Annotated in this window: 15 protein-coding genes and 1 pseudogene; all 16 read right to left on the bottom strand. The window is 47.1% G+C overall.

Going from position 1 to position 21,344, the window contains the following annotated elements:
- Positions 1–93 precede the first annotated feature (93 nt).
- The 16 genes and pseudogenes from M1D71_RS12750 to M1D71_RS12675 all read right to left on the bottom strand — a co-directional run bounded on the left by M1D71_RS12750 (position 94) and on the right by M1D71_RS12675 (position 21,209).
- A complete protein-coding gene (locus M1D71_RS12750; RefSeq protein ID WP_458126745.1) occupies positions 94–570 on the bottom strand; it encodes a hypothetical protein in 477 nt (158 codons plus the stop codon).
- Positions 567–2,585, bottom strand: a complete 2,019-nt coding sequence (locus M1D71_RS12745) for a prolyl oligopeptidase family serine peptidase (protein ID WP_458126744.1) — start codon at positions 2,583–2,585, stop codon at positions 567–569. Before M1D71_RS12745 ends, M1D71_RS12750 begins: the two co-directional genes overlap by 4 nt.
- A gap of 21 nt (positions 2,586–2,606) precedes the next feature.
- Complete coding sequence (locus tag M1D71_RS12740; protein ID WP_091030896.1) at positions 2,607–3,536, bottom strand: ABC transporter permease; 930 nt, start codon at positions 3,534–3,536, stop codon at positions 2,607–2,609.
- Positions 3,537–3,552: 16 nt separating this feature from the next.
- On the bottom strand, positions 3,553–4,470 hold the full coding sequence (locus tag M1D71_RS12735) for an ABC transporter permease (RefSeq protein ID WP_145147472.1): 918 nt from the start codon (positions 4,468–4,470) through the stop codon (positions 3,553–3,555).
- Between the two features lie 101 nt (positions 4,471–4,571).
- Positions 4,572–6,137, bottom strand: a complete 1,566-nt coding sequence (locus M1D71_RS12730) for an ABC transporter substrate-binding protein (RefSeq protein ID WP_458126743.1) — start codon at positions 6,135–6,137, stop codon at positions 4,572–4,574.
- On the bottom strand, positions 6,134–7,345 hold the full coding sequence (locus tag M1D71_RS12725) for a M20 metallopeptidase family protein (protein WP_458126742.1): 1,212 nt from the start codon (positions 7,343–7,345) through the stop codon (positions 6,134–6,136). Before M1D71_RS12725 ends, M1D71_RS12730 begins: the two co-directional genes overlap by 4 nt.
- Positions 7,342–8,094, bottom strand: a complete 753-nt coding sequence (locus M1D71_RS12720; RefSeq protein ID WP_458126741.1) for a FadR/GntR family transcriptional regulator — start codon at positions 8,092–8,094, stop codon at positions 7,342–7,344. The genes M1D71_RS12725 and M1D71_RS12720 overlap by 4 nt, the downstream gene beginning before the upstream one ends.
- 251 nt (positions 8,095–8,345) lie before the next feature.
- On the bottom strand, positions 8,346–9,059 hold the full coding sequence (locus tag M1D71_RS12715; RefSeq protein WP_458126740.1) for a glycosyltransferase: 714 nt from the start codon (positions 9,057–9,059) through the stop codon (positions 8,346–8,348).
- Between the two features lie 168 nt (positions 9,060–9,227).
- Entirely contained in the window at positions 9,228–10,325 is a 1,098-nt protein-coding gene (locus M1D71_RS12710) for a Gfo/Idh/MocA family protein (protein ID WP_458126739.1), read from the bottom strand.
- 12 nt (positions 10,326–10,337) lie between these two features.
- Positions 10,338–11,261, bottom strand: a complete 924-nt coding sequence (locus tag M1D71_RS12705; RefSeq protein ID WP_458126738.1) for an AraC family transcriptional regulator — start codon at positions 11,259–11,261, stop codon at positions 10,338–10,340.
- 24 nt (positions 11,262–11,285) lie between these two features.
- Positions 11,286–12,290: a Gfo/Idh/MocA family protein gene (locus M1D71_RS12700; protein ID WP_458126737.1), complete on the bottom strand. Its 1,005-nt coding sequence runs from the start codon at positions 12,288–12,290 to the stop codon at positions 11,286–11,288.
- A 270-nt stretch (positions 12,291–12,560) separates the two neighbouring features.
- The gene (locus M1D71_RS12695; protein WP_458127230.1) at positions 12,561–13,085 is read right to left on the bottom strand and encodes a DUF5412 family protein; all 525 of its coding nucleotides are present in this window, start codon (positions 13,083–13,085) and stop codon (positions 12,561–12,563) included.
- Positions 13,086–13,452: 367 nt separating this feature from the next.
- Positions 13,453–14,709 (bottom strand): annotated as a pseudogene (locus tag M1D71_RS12690) (glycosyl hydrolase-related protein); the annotation flags it as partial.
- 19 nt (positions 14,710–14,728) lie between these two features.
- Entirely contained in the window at positions 14,729–14,911 is a 183-nt protein-coding gene (locus M1D71_RS12685) for a sporulation protein Cse60 (protein ID WP_458126736.1), read from the bottom strand.
- Between the two features lie 93 nt (positions 14,912–15,004).
- On the bottom strand, positions 15,005–15,763 hold the full coding sequence (locus M1D71_RS12680) for a YheC/YheD family protein (RefSeq protein ID WP_458126735.1): 759 nt from the start codon (positions 15,761–15,763) through the stop codon (positions 15,005–15,007).
- A 199-nt stretch (positions 15,764–15,962) separates the two neighbouring features.
- The gene (locus M1D71_RS12675; RefSeq protein WP_458126734.1) at positions 15,963–21,209 is read right to left on the bottom strand and encodes a S8 family serine peptidase; all 5,247 of its coding nucleotides are present in this window, start codon (positions 21,207–21,209) and stop codon (positions 15,963–15,965) included.
- Positions 21,210–21,344: the final 135 nt, after the last annotated feature.

Here is a 21,344-nt window from a genome sequence, read left to right as displayed (position 1 = left end):
ATGAGTTCGATTTCAACTTTTGAATTCAGTCGTCCACATTTCTACCTGTACATAGCAAAAAAACCGCGATCATCGCGGCTTTTGTTGGTCATATTAAGGGAACTTCAATTGAATACGGACAGGAAGGTGAGAGGATAACTCGCTCTCTCTGCTGTGTTCTTCCACTGCTTCTGTTTCTTCTGCTTGCACGGTCCATTGTCTGCCAATTAACGATTGCAGCAATTCAATCTCCTGTGCAGTCAGATGTATGTGCCTCAGTGACAGATCCTCCTGAACATAATCCCGATCCACCTTACGGTCAAACCGGAAATCGAGCAATCTCTTCAAGCCGTTAATATGCAAAAACTTGAACTCATAACCGTGACGTATGGCCTCTCGCCAATCGTCTCCGATATCAGCTGCTGTCTGTAGTCTTTCATCAAAATCCATCGCGGATTCCTTAACCAGAGGCAGCAACTGGGCGTAGTCTCGACGTTGTAACCATTCAATAATTACTTCTTCAGGTGCTCCACTTGTCAGAACATTCTCTACAAGAAGGCCTACAGGAATGGACAGCTGAGTTCGACTCATTGCTCTTCCTCCTCATTCCCAAGATATTGATTGAACCAGGCATTCACCTGTTCAAAGCTATCGATCCGAAGTGAAGGTTTACCGCTTTTGAGCAAACTGTGGTTGGAGCCCGGATAACGAATCAGTTTGGTCTTTTTGCCGTATCGTTTTAGCGTAGTATATAATTCTTCCGCTTGCGCAATCGGTGTCCGATAATCCTGCTCTCCGTGCATGATCAGAAGTGGCGTCTCAATATGATGTGCATGGGCTAGAGGTGAGCGGGACCATAGGAATTCAGCATTTTCCGCCGGATTGCCCCCAACAACGCCCTCCACATAGGAAATTCCGATATCGCTCGTTCCATACATGGACAACCAGTTGGAGATGCATCGCTGGGTTACAGCCGCCTTGAAACGGTGGGTATGCGCCACGATCCAGTTTGTCATGACCCCGCCATAACTGCCACCTGCTACACCCAGACGTGATGCATCAAGGAAATCATAGGTAGCCAGGGCATAATCAACAGCTTCCATCAGATCCCGGTAATCTCCTCCGGCAAAGTCACCACGGCATGCTTTGGCAAATTCCTGACCGTATCCCATACTTCCGCGAGGATTGACCCATAACACAGCGTACCCTTGTGCAGCGAGTGTCTGCATTTCATGACTAAATGTTCCCGTATACATCGCATGAGGTCCGCCATGAATCTGCAAAATCAGCGGGAGTTTCCTATTGGATGCACGTACTGCCGGTGTGGCTAACCAACCTTGAATCGGCCATCCATCTGAAGATGTAAACTCAACACGAACAGGCACATTTATGGCTAATTCGGCCATGAATTCGTCATTTCGGCGGGTGAGTCTGAACATTTCACCACTGTCGATATCCACGCGGTATAACTCTCCAGGATGCTCAGCGGTCAAGGCAGCGATAACCAGCGACGTACCATCTGGTGTTAAGGTATACTGATACACATCCTTCTCACCATCGCTCGTAATGGATTGACACTCTCCATTATCTTGAATACGGTACACATTAACATTCCCGTTCTTCGTCCCAAGTACATATACACCACGTTCCGGATGCTTATTATCCGAGAGTGGAGAAGAAGAAGCACCTGCTGACTTCATATCACCAAGCGCCGCGTTACCAAGCTGCATATCTACTTGGGGTGCGATTGGCCTGGGTATACCTCGATGAACGGGGACTGCGTACAATCTGTTGTGACTTCCACTTCCGTACTTGCGATCACTGGCGATCAGAATCAACTGTTGTCCATCGGGTGAATAGGAGAATTGGCTTACCGCCAGGCTGGAATCCGTCACTTTGAAGAGGTCACTTTCTCCCAATCGAATGCTGTATACATCGGTAAAGTACAGCAGATCCGCATCGAGTTCCTCATCCTCCACTTGCTTGGATATGAAGGAAAGGTTCTGGCTATCTGGCGACCACGCCGGAGAACTGATATTCCATAGCCCGGAAGTCACCTGCGTGATCTTCCCGCTTTCGATCTCATATACAAACAAATGGCTGTACTGACCATCCCACCATCCGGAACCTTCCGCCTTCGGCGTTGTCCGCTCGAAGACCTTACCTCGCAGCAGGGGTGCAGACTCTTGATGCACTTCAGCCTTCTTCTGTTGGTCCTCGGGTTGAACTTTACTGGTGAACGCAATGTACTTACCATTCGGAGACCAGATATAACTCAAAATTTTACGTGCGGGAGATATCAGCATGACAGGCTCTTTTTTATCCGAATCGAGCGTCCATAGTCCTTTACCCCCATCCACTGAGCGAATGAATGTGAGCTGTGTTCCATCCGGCGACCACGCAGGCGAGGAATCCTTCGTTCCATCGGAAAATGCAATATCTTCATCACCATCGAGGGAGATTCCCCGAATCTGTGTTTTATATTCGTTTTTATCCTGATCTATGGTCTGTTCCACATAAGCCACTCGTCCGTTCGAACTGATTACTGGCTGACTGATCCAACGATAGTGACGCAGATCCTCCGGCATAATTGGTCTTTGATTCATATTCATGGCTCCCTTCTCCGTTTATTTATGGGTTGTCTCCGTACGTGGATCAAGCACATCACGTAGCCAATCTCCAAGGAAAATAACACCGAGTACGGTAAATGTAATGGCTAGTCCCGGGAATGTAGCGACCCACCAGCTTGTTGCAACGTATTGTCTGCCATCACTGAGCATACCTCCCCAGGAAACATCGGGTGGTTTGATACCCAGACCCAAGAAGCTGAGTGAAGCTTCCATAATAATCGTCGTGCCGACATTCATACCGCAGATTACGATAAAAGATGAAAGGATATTGGGCAGAATGTGTTTCAGAATCAATCTTCCGTTCTTGGCTCCAATCGATCTGGCCGCATGAACAAAATCACGCTCTTTGATACTCAGAACCTCACTTCTCACCACACGGGTGAATGGAACCCAGTTCGTCACACCGATCACAAAGATCAGCGTCGTAATACCTGGGCCAACAATCGCCATTACAACAAGCATGAACAGAATAGTTGGAATCGCCATGAATGCATCACCTACGCGCATGATGACGGCATCCAGCCATTTCCCGTAGAACCCGGATACCAGCCCCAGAATCGCGCCAATTATTCCTGACACAATCACCGCACCCATACCCACAATTAAGGAAACCCGGGCACCATATACAATTCGGCTCCACATGTCTCTGCCCAGATTATCTGTTCCCAGCCAGTATTCAGCCGTTCCGCCCTCAAGCCATGCAGGAGGTTTGAGACGGTTGAGCGGATTAACCGCTGCCGGATCATGACTCGTCAGGAGAGGTGCACCTATGGCGATTAACACAACCAACAATACAAGCACAGCACCAAACATTCCGGTCTTGCTGATGATCAGTTGTTGCCAGATATAACGAAATCCCGTTGGTGCACGCCCATTGTCTTGTTCCTGTTCTGTACCCGGAATTGGCATTTCATTGCTGCCTGTCATATGATTGCACCTCCTTCTAGTCGTATTTGATGCGCGGATCAAGTAACCTGTAGGCTACATCCGTCAAGATATTGGTTACTACAACGATAACGGCAATGACAAACACCGCTGCCTGTACAATCGCCATATCATGTGTGTTCACTGCAACGACCAGCAATTGACCCAGTCCGGGCCAGGAGAATACCGTTTCCGTAATCAAGGTGCCCCCGATCAGACTTGTAAACTGCAAACTCATAATCGTCACAACCGGAATCAGTCCATTGCGAAACGCATGTTTTACAATGACAACCATCCGGCCAAGCCCCTTACTGCGGGCTGTTCGAATATAGTCCTGGTTCAGAATCTCCAGCATGCTGGAACGAATCAGCCGGGTCATCTGCGCAGCCAGCCCAACGCCAAGCGTGAATGCCGGCAAGATCAGATGTGACAATCCTCCGCGACCAGATACCGGCAATACACCCAACATGACGGAGAACAAGAGGATAAGCATTATCCCCATCCAGAAGTTTGGCATCGCCTTACCAATAACGGATATTCCTGAAATAATGAGATCGGTAAATGTATTGCGTTTGACAGCTGAGATGACGCCAAGTGGAACAGCCATTAGCACGGCAAAAAACATAGCCGCTACTGCCAGTTCAAAGCTGGCAGGCAATCTTTCCAGTACAAGCTCTAATGCAGGCTGATTGTAGCGAAAAGATTGACCAAAGTCTCCCTGTATCGCACTGCCCAGAAACTTCACGTATTGCGTATATAAAGGCTGATCCAAACCAAGTGCCTGTGTCAAAACAGCACGATCTTCAGCGGTAGCCGTTTCTGGCAACATTAGCGCAACCGGATCACCGGTGACTCGGACCAAAATGAACACAATTAATGAAACAATGAACAGCACCGGAATGATCTGCAGCAGTGACTTAAGTACGTATTTGCCCATTCCTTGTTCACCTCCCTTATTAAAAAGAACGGCAGGAACATGGTTATCCAGTCCCTGCCGTTCACGGCCTATCTTTTCAATGACCGGTGTTATACCCGATGTTACTGTGCAACAGGTGTAATCTCGTCAGCATAGAACATCTCGTCACTGCGCGGCGCGAAGTTCACTTTAGCATTCGTTCCGTATACACCTTCCATTTGGTAGAGATATACGGCTGGACGCTCTTCAGCGAAAATTTGCTGTACTTGCTGATACTCTTTCTCACGAGACGCAGGGTCCATGTTCACCAATGCAGATTGAAGCAGTTTCTCTACTTCAGGATTGTTGTAATCCGACTCCCCTTTTGCTTCTTCCAACATATAACGATTGTAGTTATTCGAAGCATCGAACAAGGAGTTACCGATACCGATCATGAAAATTTCTTTGAATGATTTGGAGCTGTAACGTTCACTGAATGCACTTGCTTCAAGGACATCCAGGTTGATTTTGAATCCGGCTTGTTCCAGCATGGCTGCAACAACTTCAGCTTGTTCTTTGTATTGTGCAGAAACGGAGATGGTCATCTCGGCTTCACCTTCTGCATAGCCAGCTTCTTGCAGGAGCTGTTTTGCTTTTTCCTGGTCATAGAGTGACATTTTGTACAACGAAGGATCAGCACCGAAGTTACCCGGAGTTACAGACGTGCGGGTTACGATACCCGCTCCGCCGGCAATGCTGTCCACAATGCCTTGTTTGTCGATAGCCAGGTCAATTGCTTCGCGAACTTTCGGATCAGCTGTGATACTGCCTTCTGTCTGGCGGAAGATCAACTGAAGCACACGCTGGATTGGTGCTTTGACAATCTTCTTGTCTGCTTCGCCTTCGATCCGGGCAATGTCAGTCGACGGTATGGAAGACGCAACATCTACACCACCAGCAAGCAATTCGGATACACGTGTAGATGCTTCAGGAATAACGCGGAATACTACTTCATTCCATTTTGGTTCACCATCAAAGTAGTTCTCGTTTTTCACCAGTTCCACACGATCATCTTTGGTCCATTTACTGAACTTGTAAGGACCTGTGCCTACCGGTTGTTTCAGGAAAGCATCAAACCCGTTGTCTGCAATATATTTTGCTGGCAGAATGCCTGCTCCCATTTTGGACAAACGATTCAGAAGTAATGGATCTGGACCATCCGTGATGACGTCTACGGTATATTCATCCACCGCTTTAACTTCTACGATATTTTTGAAATAGCTGTACTGCTTGAGTGTCTCATCTTTGGCTACGCGCTCCAGCGTGTATTTTACATCTGCTGAAGTCAATGGATCGCCGTTGTGGAAGGTCACACCTTCACGCAGCTTGAATCTCCATGTTGTATCATCAACCTGATCCCATGAAGTCGCAAGACCCGGAACTTTCTTCTGATCACTGTCATTTTTGATCAGATAATCAAAAACGTTGACCAGAACTGCCTCACTGGAGGTATTGTTGTTGTTGTGCGGATCGAAACTCTCGATATCTGTAGCTGCGGCAACGGTCAATGTTGTACTCGCACTTCCACTGCCTGCTCCTTCGGATACCGAATTATCATTCGTGTTTGTCGTTTTTCCTCCGCAAGCGCTGAGTACCATTACGACTGCCAGTAATGTAATCCACATGCCTGTCCATTGTCTTTTTTTCATTGTGATTGCTCCCCCTCAGAAGTTGTATTCCTTGCCAAAAACTCCAGTGCTACTGCGGACAGCATACCAACACCATAAGGCATCGCTGTCTCATCGAGATCAAACATGGGATGGTGGAGTGGATAGCGAGTACGTTCCTCATCATTCCCGGATCCTAGTCTGAAAAACACACCCGGAATCTGTTCACAATAAAACGCGAAGTCCTCGCCCCCTGTGGAGGGTTTGATATAGCTCCATCCCTTCTCCGCATTAACCTGATCACAAGTCTCTGTTAACAGGTCAACCATGCCGAGATCATTCACAACAACAGGGTAACCATCGCCGTAGATGACCTCGCATCCTGCTCCAAAAGAATCGCAGACCCCTTTAACAACCTGCTCGATCAAAGCTGGCATCTGTTCACGAATGGCAGGTGATAGCGTACGAACCGTACCGATCATCTCCACTTCCGGGGCGATGGCTGTTCCCATATAACCTCCAGTGATTTTGCCAATCGTGACTACAGCGGGTTCAAGTGGATCCACCATCCGACTGACGATATTTTGCAATGCGGTGATGACCTGAGCGGATACCGCAATCGCATCAATGCCCTCATGCGGACGAGCTGCGTGGCCACCCTTTCCGAGCACCTTGATAATCAAGGGATCAGCTGACGCGAACGCAACGCCCTGACTTACGCCCAAGGTTCCCGTGTCCTGTCCAGGTGCCATGTGTAACCCCGCTATTGCATCGACCTTCGGATTCTCCAGAACACCATCCTGGATCATGGCTCTTGCACCTGCGAGTCCCTCTTCCGCTGGCTGGAAGATGAATTTGATATTGCCTGATTTCGGTCTTCCAAGGCCAGTGAGCAGCTGGGCTGCTCCCATCAGGATGGAGGTGTGAGCGTCATGTCCACACAAATGCGCTTTGCCTTCTACTTGCGAGCGGTATTCCACCGCTTTCTGATCCTGGATTGGCAAGGCATCCATGTCTGCGCGCAAGGCAAAGGTTGGTCCATCTGTCTCTCCGCGAAGCAGGCCTGTAACCCCGGTCTTTCCGACATTGCGTGTAACTTCGAGTCCCAGGCTTTCCAGATGCTCGGCTACGATGGAGGATGTGCGATGCTCCTCATAACCGATCTCCGGATGCTGATGTAAATCTCTGCGCCAAGCGCTTAACTGAGCTTGCAGTGGCTGAGCCAGCTGTATTAGTTCTGAACGATTCATTCGCTGTCATTCCCTTCATTTTCCTCCGATTCAGAAACCAAACGGGCATAGATCGCGTCAGCCGAGAATTCGATATGTCTTTTCATCGTCTCCCGGGACTTGATACTGTCATGTGCTTTCAGTGCTTCAAGAATCTCCATATGTACACCGTGATTGACGGAACGTATCCGGTCATCATAAGGCATCAAGTCCAGCGCCGGATTAATTTTGGTCCGGATCTGTCTGACAGCTCTCTCGCAATACGGATTGCCAGACGCTTTGGCGATGGTCAGATGGAATTTCACATCCAGCGCCCTGAACCATTCCCTTGTACACCCTGGCTCGATACTTTGTTCCATATAACCTTCAAGCAGTTCCAGTTCGCCTGCGGTGATCCGCTCAGCAGCCAGAAAAGCTCCCTCTGGCTCGATGATGGTTCGAAATTCAAACACCTTCAGCATCTGTGACCAATCTCGTTTAATTTCTTCTCTCGTGCGCTTATGCGAATTGGCTGTCAGAGGCAATACAAACGTACCACCTTTGGCACCCACCCGTTTCTCAATCAATCCTTTGTCTTCCAGTGAAGAGAGTGCCTCGCGAACGGTAATACGGCTTACGTTAAAAATCTCTGCCAGATCTCGCTCGGCCGGAAGTTGTTCTTCACTCATTAATTCTTTCAGAATAATGGCCTCTTCCAGTTGTTCTCTTATGAATTCACTAACCTTTTTGGTGGATACTTTCTCAAAACGAAATGAAAACGTACTGGACATCTAAACACTCCGATCTGTATATGGTCTAGACCTTATACCATTAATATAATTCCGACTAAACTTATATGCAATACTTTTTTTCAAGTAAATTCATAAAACTTTTTTCACCACCTCCAAATTGAACCATCTTGGCGCAAACTGGACAAAAAAAAAGACGCATCTGCATTCGGCAGAAGCATCTCCCCCTTAGTTGATTTACACCGTTCACTACGATGACAGAACAACCTTCCGATCGCTGTTCTGAAACTCCTCTATAACTTCTTATTAGCATAGGGTCTGAAATCCTCCGTAACTGCAAGTTTCGTGCTTCCCTCCAGATAAAAGCTATCATCCGCTCTCCACGTATGACTTTTTTTGTTCTGTCTGCGGTGATAGACATAATTGTATGGAGAGGTCGCGTACGCTTTGAATCCTCTTTTCCTGCATTGTCTCAGGAAGGTTACATCTTCCCCAATAGAACGGTCCGTGAAGCGGACTTTTTTCAAAACCTCTCTTTTGAACAGCAAGGTACCGCCTTGTACGAATTCAACCGGTTTATTCTTTTCTACGGGAGATCTGACCAACAATGTCTTGGACGCGCCCAAATAGACGAGACACGAATGTTTGCCTACAATATCACTTTTGGTCCGTTTAAGTTCTCTCACCTGTTCTGTCAAATAAAACGGCGAGTAGTAGTCATCATCATCAAATTTCGCAATCAGCGAACAGCGAGCCCTTGTCATGCCGGCGTTCAGACTTTGTCCTAGCGAAATGCTCTCCGGAACTTGGTATACATGAACATTGGCATGTTTTCGAACCCGGTTTTGATATAATGCCAGATTCATACTGTCATGATTCAGGACAATGATCAGCTCTTTGCTTTGATAACGCTGGCGACTGTAATTTTGCAGGATGTTGTCAAAAAATTGCGGTCGATTGGTACATACAACAATGGAAACACCGTGACTCGTTTTTTGTTTAGTCAAGACATACCCTCTTTTCAGCTCATTTTTCTCTCATCATATGTGCTGAAATAGAGTCTGGTATGGACCAATAGCTAGTATCCATAACACCAAAAACCCTCTGTCCCCAATAACGGGACAAAGGGTTCTGTAATCCAATGCAATCTAATCTATCCTTTTTTCTGTTCTGTTCTATGCTTCGCTAGCGTTATTCAAGTACACAGCTTTACCTGTGCGAGCAGATTCATAGAGTGCTTCCAGGATTTGAGATACAACCAGCGCTTGTTTCGGTGTGACCACCGGCTCTTGATCATTCTCAATCGCTTCAATCCACTTTCTCATCTCGACATCCGGTGCGCTCTCGCTCTTACCATCGTAGAAAGCTACCCCGCCTGCACTCAGTTCAATCTCGTTGGTATATAGACGGCTGAATTTCTCACCATTGATGCGCAGTCCGTTCTTCATATCCGCACCCGCTTCGCTGCCGCTCAAGCTACATTTGGCCTCATCCACATCCAGTGAGTTCAGCGCCCAGCTGGATTCCAGCATGATCGTTGCTCCATTCTCCATCACAATCATGCCGAAGGCCGAGTCCTCTACCGAGAATTGTTTCGGGTCCCACGGGCCCCAGGCATTGGCCGCATTTTCACGTTGCGAAAGCTCATGATAGGTCGTACCCAGTACAACCTTCGGCTGATAGTTATCCATCATCCAGAGCGTCAGATCGAGTGCGTGCGTACCAATATCAATTAATGGACCGCCACCTTGCTTCTCCTCATCCAGGAAAACACCCCAAGTTGGTACTGCTCTACGTCTAATTGCATGTGCTTTGGCAAAATAGATATTACCCAGTTCACCAGCTTCGCACACTTTCTTCAAGTACTGACTGTCTTCTCTGAAACGGTTGTTGTATCCAATCGTCAGCTTCTTGCCAGTACGCTCTGCCGCTTCCAGCATGAGCTGCGCTTCAGCAGATGTCTTTGCCATTGGTTTCTCACACATGACATGTTTGCCTGCTTCCAGGGCAGCAATGGAAATCTCGGCATGAGAAATATTCGGCGTAAGTACATGCACAATATCCAAAGACGCATCCTTAAGCAATTCCTGATAATCCGTGTAGACTTCAGCATCAGTAGAGCCATATTTCTGCTTGGCTTCATCTGCACGTTCCTGAACGATATCGCAGAAAGCCACCAGTTCAACATTATCCAGTTTACTCAGACTCGGCAGATGTTTGCCATTCGCGATTCCACCACAGCCAATAATTCCGATACGATATACTTTACTCATATATATTCACCCTCACTTAAGTATTGGTTGTTTCATTTTACGAAAAGCCGACGGGGTCATCCCCAGACGTTTGCGAAATACAGCATGCAAATAGTTGGCATTATTGAAGCCTGAAGCGAGAGCGATCTGTTCAATGGATACATTACTTTCCTCCAGATTGCGGCACACAGCGCGCAGACGAATATCCTCCAGTACGCGGCTGAACGGCATCTCCGGCTGTACTTGATAGAAGATTCGCTGCAATTGTCTGCTGCTGATATGCAGTTTTTCCGCTACATGCTCCAGCGTGACCCCTGTAGGGTGATTCGCCTCCATATACTGCACTGCATACTCATAGCGATACACCGACATATCCCGGACAGGGGCTTCCGGTCGATCCCCCCCGGTGTCGTATGCTCGCACGGTTTTGAGTAATATGCTGATAACCAGTTGCTTGATCGACGTATAATAACCTAACCATTTCTGATCACATGCCTCATAGGCTTCCAAAAAGCAATGCATCGCCCGATGATAATCATTCACCGGAGTAAGCGGAAGCGTTCTCAGCTTTTCAATCGTTTCCTCTGATTCTGCTGCTTCCCAGGGATCGACATGCTCTCTTGGCTTGTGAACGATATCCACATGAAGACATAGTTCATCCATATCCTCTTTGGCATCTGCCTCCTGATAATGAACGACACCCGGTCCAGTCAAATACAACATCCCTTCCGAGAGTGCATGTGTCTGATCATCTAGAATGACTTTGCCTTTCCCTCTCGGGATAAAATGAAACTCGAACTCCGCATGATTATGGAAATCCACAACTCGGCCCGCTGGAAATGAAGTCAGATGAAATCGCATCACGCGAATCTCATAATGTCCCCATACCATTGAAATATCCAATCTCTCCAGGAGATCCTGCCGTTCAAGCATTTTCTCATAAGGATACAGGCTCAAGAATGCTTACCTCCTTAATAAAACTTAAGCCTTCAACTCATTCAGGGCGATTCTGCGTCCTTCCTTCGCAGAGAGATTCGCAGCTTCCATCAACCGGGTCAGTTCCATAGCGATCTGCACATTTTCAGTTGCATCCGTATCATTTTGTATATGTGCGACCCATTGATTGAATGCGCTTTCTCTTTGATCAGCCAAAGGAAGTTCAGTCCAGTCATCATATTGTCCCTGTGCTGCTTTCGTACGAATCAATAGCTTTTCTTCAGGTGTCCCGTATAGAAGCGTACCTTCCGTACCATGAACCTCAATCGTAAACGGAGAATGGTTGTTCACAAAACCAGCTTCGACAACGCCGACTGCTCCAGAATCCGTAAACAAGGTTGCGACTACATTATCTTCCACTTCTTTGCCTGTAATATATCCGAAATTCGCATTAACCGCTGTTACTTCCTGACCCAGAAACAGTTTGGCCAGATACATCGGATGGCAGCCCAGATCAATCAGCGCACCGCCCTGACAATCCTTCAGATCATAGAAGTGTTCAGGTAACCAGTTGGAAATTGCTCCATCATGCGATAAACGCGCTCTAACATAAGTCACTTTACCAAGTAATCCCTGGTTAAGCACATCCTGAATCGTTAACGTATATGCTGCATTCAGACGTGGTAAGGAAACTGTCATTTTGACCTTGTTTGCCTTCACCTCATCAAGGATTCTGTTGGATTCCGCCTGTGTCGACGCAATAACCTTCTCTGTAAAGATGTGTTTACCTGCTTTTGCAGCAGCGGTAATCACCTCTTCATGGATGCGGGTTGGCGCATCTACAATAACGGCATCGATGTCATCCTTGGCCAGCATATCTTCGAGTGAAGCATAGTATGGTACGTTTAAGCGTTCAGCGGCTTCCTGTCCACGCTTGGCTTCTTCATCCCACACGGCTGCGATGACCGTATCCTCATGTTCCTGTGCCTGCTTGATGTAATCCCATGCATGAACATGCCACATGCTAATTTTTCCAATTCGAATGGTCACGGTTGTCTTACCTCCATACTATATAATATTCTGACATTTATCTATAAGTTATCACAGACTTAATCTATTTTTAATAGGAACTCACGACAATTAATGTATAAAATCACGACATGTTTAACTTCTCCTAATTCATCCAATAAAAAAACCAACTCATATGATGATGATTACTTCTCTTCTATCCATCCTTTTCTCGAAAAGCAAAAAAGCGAAATTCCGTAAAGGAATTTCGCTTTAGCTATCAGTTAACTTTCCAACAAAATCTTTAAGAGTTTAAGGGCTACGGCGTACAGTTTCACCGTATAATAAATTAACTTTTTGATCATTAATTGAAATTGTATGGTTATCGACCCATTCCAAGTCTACCTGATCCGTCTTTCCCTCATAGTAAAATACTCTTTTAAACCAAAGAGGTCCTTTTAATTCCCCCACAACTCCAAACGATCCCATGGCACCAGCGTCAGTTTTAAAGAAATTTATTGTATAGTGCTTATCTGGTGAATGCGTAGTCGTAAGTAATTCTTTTGATCCTGAAAACATCGATGTAAATGACACAGCACCAATAAGTATGAAGATCAATACTACAGAGAGAACCATCGAGATCCAACTTCTTACCTTAGTAGACTTGTTCGATTTATCTTTGAAACCAAGTAAAGCTAGAGCTAGTCCTAAAATAGAGAGAATTAGAATTACATAGTTGGGAGGGCTAACTAGCCATTTATGATTCATATTAGAATATAGTGAATACATCGAAACAAAGTACAAAAATAGGACTAAAAACAAAGCAGTCCAGCTCATTTTTTTCACTAAAATTGTCCCCCTCTTCCCACATACAGATCCGCTTAGTAAACCTGAACGAGTCACCCATCTCCATTCCTATAGAAAGACAGACTTATTAGATTATGTATGAACATTCACCGGAATCATTCATTTTAAATAGGACACTCGTTTGTTGATCAATTATCACAAAATCTACTGAATAGCACAATAATACCACATTTTTCTATCTTTGAAATTAATTATTTCATTGGATAAAAAGAACTTATACCGAGTAATTAAGCTGCTATAGCACCCTTCAATAAGACAATGTTTTGACTAACAAAAACCTCCTGTCCACGCTACCGTGAACAGGAGGTTTCTATAGTTATGATGTTCAAAAATCAACTCAACGTAACGCATACCCTTGTGTAACGATTTTGTACCCAGGTACCGTTTGGCTTTGACCCTGCAACGTACGCTTAACTCGTTCCAGCACATCGCTCTCATAGACGGAAGCACATTCGAATCCAGTTTGCACGTTCAATTCACTGGGTTCAGAGTTCAAATTATACCAGCGAGCAATCAGATCTCCGGTTTCCTCTGCGATCTTCAATATGGAGAAGGCTAGTGTCGAACCTTGTGCATTCCATGCTAACCATTGCTTCGACAGAGGCAATTCAACCTTGTGCCCATCAATTCCGGCAAGACTTTCCCGCTCAAACGTACGTGCTAATGCCCCTACTTGTACCGTTGTCCACGGAATCGGATACACATATGCGGAAGAGCATGCTCCTGACTGTGCAGCATCACCTGCAAATGGAATAATTGCATATTCCACACTCTGAGGTCCCAGACATTGGGCTTCAGGTGTTTCGAACACACCCCAATCTCCCAGTTCCGAAGAGGCACGTAGCAGCGTAACCGCAATCGTACTGCCCTCTTCATGTTGTAAAATCTCGTACTCATTCAGCCCTTTGTTCGCAATCATCAATCCATGATCACCATCGGTCACATGTACAAACGCTTGCTGATGCTGCGCATTACTCGGATTCACCCATTCTTTTGCCGGTGTATTGGAACGTTTGGCGATTTCAAAGATGGAATCCGCATAATGTTCGTCTGTCACCAGTCCTGATGGGAAGAGTGCGCGCAGTCGATGATCCTTGGCCTGATTGTTAAAGTCGGATTTTACCTTGACCATATTACTGCCTGCTTCCAACGTATACGTTGTCGTAATCACAAGCGGAACGGTGTTCGGGGCTCGCTGCGCCTTCCGTTCTGTAAAAGGAACCATTTGGCGCTTCTCCAGCTCGAACAGTTCATCTGCTCCAGCCGGAATATCCCAGCGTAACACACTCTCCATGACCACCCGATATGGAGACTTCTCCACGATCCGCAGGTCTGCCTTCAGATGCTCAGTGCGGGTCACCATCTCACGGTGAACCTCATCGACACTGCATCCACAGATGCTATCATGTGGGTGGTTCTGCATCAGCATCTTCCATGCATGTGTCAACAGATGGTGCGGATAATCTTTCACCCCGGCTATATGGGCCATGGCGGCCAACGGTTCGGCTACTTTTTCAAGCAACGTCTGCCCCTGCTGATTCATCTGTTTCAGATACACCCGTGCGGATGCCGTATTCACCAGTGTTCCCCAACCGTAAGGCTCATTATTAAATTTATTTGGTGTAAATAACCATAGCCGAGAAATGATTTATAACATAACCACCGTTAGAAACGACTACTTGAGAATACTTGATATCCACTACATCCACACTATTAATCCCGTTTAAAAATTCATTCATTTCTTTCTCTAACTCAATAGCGCTTGCATTTTCAAATATTTTCACTTGTGTTCTCATCATTCATCTCCCTATCCATCTGATATAGACTTAAGGGATATTATACGTCTTTGAGGCATTTAGGTCGCATAAGTTACTTTTAATCACTTCATTTCATCGTAGCTGACGGTAATATCGAATCACCTTGCGATACATCGTCTTGTCCTTTAACTGATTGAAAATATAGGGATCTGGCTTGGCATTCACCTCAATAATCCATGGCGTTAAACTTCGATTAAGCCCGATATCCACCCCAATGCTCTTCAAACGCGTGTATTTCTTCCTCATATGTCGGGCTATGTCGATACCCAAGCGGTTCATCTCCCGGATTAATTCATTGATGCGTTTGTCGGAAGCATGGGATTTCAGTAAAGTGTGAATGCTCATTGGCTTAGCACCACTATGGTAGTTGGTCACGATTTTCTTCGGATGACCCAGTCGGCCGATGACCCCTGTCGCTTCCCATTCCTGTTGGGGATTCAATTGGACCATTACCCTTATATCAAAGCGCCTGTTGTTATGTTGAAGCAGATGAATACCTCGCTGAATAAGGTAGCTTTTATGCTTAATCACATGGGTCAGACTTCGATGGAACGACTCGAAGCTGTTGAACGTCAGACGCTTATGATGGATCTGGTAGGCAAAATGGTGATGATTGTCCACCTCAGCCTTAATTACCCCCATTCCAAAGGTGCCTATCTCGGGTTTGATATATACCATTCTATATTTGGCTAGCATGGATTTCAGGTTGGATTGGCTAAATCGCTGCGTGTCGGGGATAAACGGTTGGATAGCCGAGTTATTCAGCAACATTTTGGTTTTGAGCCATTTACTTCGTAATGGTTGGGATCGCAGTGATGCATCAACTCCCACAGTTCACTCCTCCTCTGATCTTATTTTATTAATCCTGATGCTTTAAACCATGCAGTATATGCAAGTTTCTTGAACTACTCTTAGGCGTCAGTTGCGAAAAGAGATACACAAAAAGCCGACAAGCCCTGATACTTCGGCTTGTCGGCTTCTTGCTTGAATCTTCAAAACACAGTTATCATCCGTGTCACACTTCGAATAATTATGATTGCAGACCTTCAGTGGACGGTGGACTAGATTCGCTCGATTCCGTTTCTGCTGGGCTCGAATCTGGTTCTGGAACTGATTGTTCTTGTGCTGCGCTTACGAACAATCGTCCAGCTGCTTCAGCCTCTACTTTATTCCCGGCTGCATCCTGAGCACGAATCACGATAACTCCGCCCTCAAGAACAAGGGATGAAGGTGTCGTGTATGTGCCTGTGTAACGGCCAGGTTCGGTCTCCACCAATGGAATCTCTCCTGCCCCCTGGTCATTCAGATTCAGCGGTAACTGAATTCGGAAAGATGCCTGCAGACCAGGTTTACTATCAAATGAAACGGTAACACTCTCCCCTGATGTGATTCGAACATCTTCAGCCGGAGTAATATTCGTAAGTTCTGGCAATGCCGTTTCCACGTAGACGGTGCGGGTTACGGTTGTTTTGTTGCCAGCGATATCGGTTGCTGTAATGGTAATCGTGTTCTCGCCTTCATTGACCAATAACCGTTGACTGAAACTTCTGTCTTTGCCCACTTGTACGGTTTGTCCGTTAACGGTTACCTTATCGAGGAATTGTTCCACGACGTTACCCGTTACGTGAACAACTTCTGCATTGATGCGATCCCCTTGAGCTGGCGTGAGAATCGTCAACTGCGGTTTGGTCTGATCCAGAATGATGACGACGGGAAGTGAACGGTCGGTTGTTTTCCCGTCCACCACGGCCTCGGCAGTAATCGCATTAATTCCTGAACGGAGTTTCACACCGTATGAGAACTTCCCATCTGTCACGGTTGTGGTGCCAGCCAGATCCTTGCCGTTGTAAAGCTTGATCTGAGCTCCGGATGCCGGAGACGTTCCCGACACAGTGAAAGTCGATTGATTCGTATACGTGTTCGCAGGTGCTGTAATTACCGGTGCATTCACCGGATATCTCACGACTGCACGAACCATGTAGTTACCTTCTTCTTCAGGTGCAGTGCTCCAAGCCCCACCTACACGCTGCCAGCTTCGACCTGCATTCACACCATTCTCATCGGTAGCCAATCCCGGAGCGCTTGTTCCGGCTACGCTTTGTACATACACAATATAGAAATCACCCGTTACAATCACTGGTTCCGGGAATTCAACAGTTGTCCATTGGTCGTTACGAAGTGCAGTACCATCGAATGGTCCAGCCAACTGTCTTCCCGGCGCTCCGCCAGCGCCCGATGCATCATAGACGGCATATTGGAACGCTGTACCTCCAGGTACAGGCCATTCGGTGTTCCAGAATCGGAACGATGCGCCTGTAAGCTGTGCAGTTTCCAGCTCTGGTGTCATTCGAACCGCCCAGGCATTGTCAGCAGCTACAAAAGCTCTTGCATTCTCTGCTGTTCCATCATCATAAGCAATTTCCCCAGGGAAACCGATGAATGGTTTCAAGGCAACATTTGCCTCTGCCGTTCCATTACCAGGTACAGTTACAGTGACGGTTTTATTGTAATAATCCGCAGCCCGGATGGATAGGGTATAGCTTCCTTCCAATACCTGAATATCGAAGCTGCCATCTGAACCTGTGCGAACTTCACCTACCTTGGCATCTTCCACCACGAGGACGGAAGCATCAGCCAATGGTTGGCCTGTCCGCTCATCGGTTACTACACCTTCAATCTGTCCATGCGGGATTGCCTCCAGATTAAAGTTGGCTTTCGCCCCACTGCCGTCTGTGATCGTTACCTGCTGAGTTCGAGGATAGTATCCATGTGCCTCCGCTTTTAACGTGTAATCACCAGCTACGTGTGTGAAGCTATACTTGCCCGTAGCCGAATCCGTCTTCACTGAACGGCCTGTTTCGAGCACGGTTACCGTTGCACTTGCAGGCAGGCTTTGCGGATTAACCGAACCTGTTTCTGGTTTTTCAACTTCCGGTTGCTGCTGTTTCGTTTTGTTGAATTCCGCTTTGTCTGTCCGTGAAATTTTGTACCATGGGTTATCATAGGACGGTTTCGGTTTGTCACTGTTAAGCACAACCGCACTGTCCTCGGTTACTGTCTCCGCAGCAACTCCCAGTACACGGAAATCATCAATGAACCAACCTGTCTTCACGACACTGTTGTCTGAGGTCAGACGGAACCGGAATTGAACTTCATTGCCGGTAAGTGCATTCAGGTCATAAAATACGGGTGTCCATTGTTTTCCATTTGTACTGTGTGAAAATTTGCCCAGTTCTGACCATGTGGTTCCACCATCCTTGGTGACTTCCACATATCCGTAATCGTATCCACTCTCAATCTCGTACCAATGATTAAACGTGAGCGTTCCTTCGGACACATCGGTCAAATCAATGACTGGAGATACGAGTGAATAGTTGGAGCCATTCTCGTACGTATTGTCGAGATCAGTCGCCCAGACATTCGGCGGAGAAACGGCGCTGGCAGGTCCCGTTACCGGAGTACCGCGTTCCCATTCATCTTTGGTCCCCGAATGAGTCCAGCCATGATCATCACTGCCATCGAAATGATCGATGTAGATATCCTGAGGCACCTCTACTGTAATGGAGACCTCGTTCGATTTGTCGCTTTCATTGCCACTATAATCAAGTGCGGCAACGGTATAGTAATAGGTCGAATCCGTCACCGTAGCCGTATCTGTAAACGTTGTTCCTGTTGCACTTCCAATGGATTCATATCCTGTCCCTGTGGTTGTGGAGCGATATACGACATAGGATTCGAGATCCTCATCGCTCGGACCAGTCCAGCTCAAGGCTACATTACCCAGAATATCGGCGGTCGCAGACAATCCGGCAGGAGCGCCCGGAGCAATCTCATCCAGTTCTTCTACAGCGAAATCATCAATGTACCAGCCAGCCTTTTGCACTGAATTATCGCTCGTCAGATTGAACTTGATGAACACCTGCTGTCCCGCGTATTCGCGAAGATCCACATATTGCGTCTTCCAATTGCCACCTGTACCCGTGAAGGTTAACCGTTCTTCGAACACATAATCGCTATCCTCGGAAGCGATGTATACCTTGCCGAAGTCGATGTTATTCTCCAGGTCATACCAGTGCTTGAAGGATAATAACGCACCTTCTGGACTCTCGGTTAGATCAATAGGTGGCGCAAGCAGATATGCGTTGCTATTCGCCACATAAGTCCCTTGCAGATTGGTTGCAATCACCTTGTCACCGGAGTATGCACTTCCAGGACCACTGGTTGGTGCTCCCCATACCCAAGTACTTCCTGTCCCACCAGTCGTGAAGCCCAGTTGATCTTCTTCAAAATCCTGAAGATATCCTGGCTGAACACCATTGGACACAGCCACTTTGTATACCTGACTTTCGAATCCGTTATTGCCGTAATCGTTCACGCGGATATAATACTCTACACCTTGCGGTTCAATAAGAAAAGCGGGGATTGTCGCTGTATACGTCCCATCTTTGTTATCTCCGGCAATCCGATTCATCGGCAGATAAACGTACTGGTTGGTTCCTGACGTTTTGGCAAAAGCCTCGACGGAGACTACCGCGACGTTATCTGTTACATGAGCGGTTAATGGTATATCGATGCCTGTAAAGGCAGAATTAACAGGGGTATGTGCCAGTACCGGCTCTTCCAGATCATCTCCGGCTGTAACCACTCTGCCGGATACTGTGCCGATTCCTTCGAGTACCGAACCCACAGCATCGAGGGCATTAATAATGCCGTGACCGTACCCATTATTAGGGGAGGCCGGATACTGACTGTCCGTTCTCGGCGTCGCTGTATCTATAATAATCTGCTCCAGCTGATCCACCGTAAGGGAATGGTTGGCCTGAAGCAGTAGTGCAGCAAGTGCTGTCGTATGCGGGCCTGCCATTGAAGTGCCGTTCCAGCCTCCCTCATATACACCGCCCGGAACTGCTGAACGGATGTTTACCCCAGGAGCAGATACTTCAGGCTTGATCTCACCATACGGAGATGGACCCAGCAGCGAGAAGGAAGCCAGATTACCATTAATATCCGTGGCTCCCGTAGCGAAACTTTCGGGGTAATTGGCAGGATTTGCGACAGAGCCCGGACCACCCGGATTCGTCAGTCTTACATTACCCGCGGAGAACTCGGGAAAGATCTGCGCATCTCGCCAAGCCTGGACCATAGGCCGGAACCATTCATCTAGTCCTGCGCCTCCGCCCCATGAATTGTTCACGACATCCGGCGCAAGTTCAGGATGCAGATTGCCTTCCGCATCCACCGGAGCAATCAACCACTGGCCGCCATCGAGAATAATGGCATCTGTTGTTTCAGGATTAAATATCCGCACACCAATCCATTTTGCACCGGGAGCAACCCCGATCTGGTTGGTGCCATCTGCTTCGGAGCCAACCATCGTACCCATTGTGTGAGTACCATGTCCGTCTTCGTCCGCAGGAAGGGTAGCATTACTGTGCGGATCATACCAGCTCAGTTCGGGATCAACGATGTTGCCCGAGGCATCCAGTCCCCGCCATTTGCTGCGAAGCGCCGGGTGGGTATAGTCCACACCGCTATCCAGATTGGCAACGACAATACCTGTTCCGTCGATGCCCCGATCCCACACCGCTGGTGCGTTGATGTAATCAAGGTTCCATTCCACGTTCTCGGTTGTTAGATTGTCTTTGGCAACAGGTTCCTTATCTTTAACACCGACTGCTGCATCTTTAGCCGGGGTTTGCACGGAATCCTTGGCTGGCGCGCTCGCCGCTTCTTTACTCACTTCCGCTTTCTGTAAGTATCGCGTCTCATTCGGTAGAACCTTCTCTACCTCAGGCAGCAGTGCAATCTGTTCCATGACTTCTTTCGTACTCGTTACTGCCAGTGAATTGACGATAAAATAGCTTTTATATTCTTTGACCTTACCCAGGTCAACTTCCTTTTCCAGATAACTTTCCAATGTATATTGTGTACGTGAGGCCGTTTCACGCAGAGAACTGACGACCGAATTACGAACGGACAGCTTCGTGGCTGAGGCCGTTTGTTTGGCGATGGTCGCTTTTTCCAGGGCCTGTTTGGAGACTGCTGCTGTATCCACCTGTTCCTTCATTTTCACCAGATAGGTAACATATTCACTACCTTCGAATTCCTTGGTCAACTTGGCGTTTACTTTGGACTCCGTAACTTTGGCAAGTCCAGATTTCATATCCAATTTGGATGATGTGGAGTTTTCAGCTGAAACCGGATGAATGATCGAAAATGCAAGGAGAAGCGAGAGCCCCATGGAGATGGGCTTGCGTAACCGATTAATCTTTATCAAACTTTTCCACTCCTTTTACCCGGTTTTGTAATTTAGTCTGGTACATATGCCCTTCTCTGCAGAATAACACGGTAAAATAACCTTTATTGCGAACGAAATAGACGTCCTGGGTTTCACATAAAGCCTCACCTCCTT

Source organism: Paenibacillus sp. Z3-2 (assembly GCF_054161325.1).
Note: the sequence above shows the minus strand (reverse complement) of the source record. Positions and strands in the feature narration are given on the sequence as shown.

Coding starts and splice junctions, on each gene's coding strand:
- M1D71_RS12750 (WP_458126745.1), bottom strand. CDS start 570: ATGAGTCGAACTCAGCTGTCCATTCCTGTAGGCCTTCTTGTAGAGAAT.
- M1D71_RS12745 (WP_458126744.1), bottom strand. CDS start 2,585: ATGAATCAAAGACCAATTATGCCGGAGGATCTGCGTCACTATCGTTGG.
- M1D71_RS12740 (WP_091030896.1), bottom strand. CDS start 3,536: ATGACAGGCAGCAATGAAATGCCAATTCCGGGTACAGAACAGGAACAA.
- M1D71_RS12735 (WP_145147472.1), bottom strand. CDS start 4,470: ATGGGCAAATACGTACTTAAGTCACTGCTGCAGATCATTCCGGTGCTG.
- M1D71_RS12730 (WP_458126743.1), bottom strand. CDS start 6,137: ATGAAAAAAAGACAATGGACAGGCATGTGGATTACATTACTGGCAGTC.
- M1D71_RS12725 (WP_458126742.1), bottom strand. CDS start 7,345: ATGAATCGTTCAGAACTAATACAGCTGGCTCAGCCACTGCAAGCTCAG.
- M1D71_RS12720 (WP_458126741.1), bottom strand. CDS start 8,094: ATGTCCAGTACGTTTTCATTTCGTTTTGAGAAAGTATCCACCAAAAAG.
- M1D71_RS12710 (WP_458126739.1), bottom strand. CDS start 10,325: ATGAGTAAAGTATATCGTATCGGAATTATTGGCTGTGGTGGAATCGCG.
- M1D71_RS12695 (WP_458127230.1), bottom strand. CDS start 13,085: ATGAGCTGGACTGCTTTGTTTTTAGTCCTATTTTTGTACTTTGTTTCG.
- M1D71_RS12685 (WP_458126736.1), bottom strand. CDS start 14,911: ATGAGAACACAAGTGAAAATATTTGAAAATGCAAGCGCTATTGAGTTA.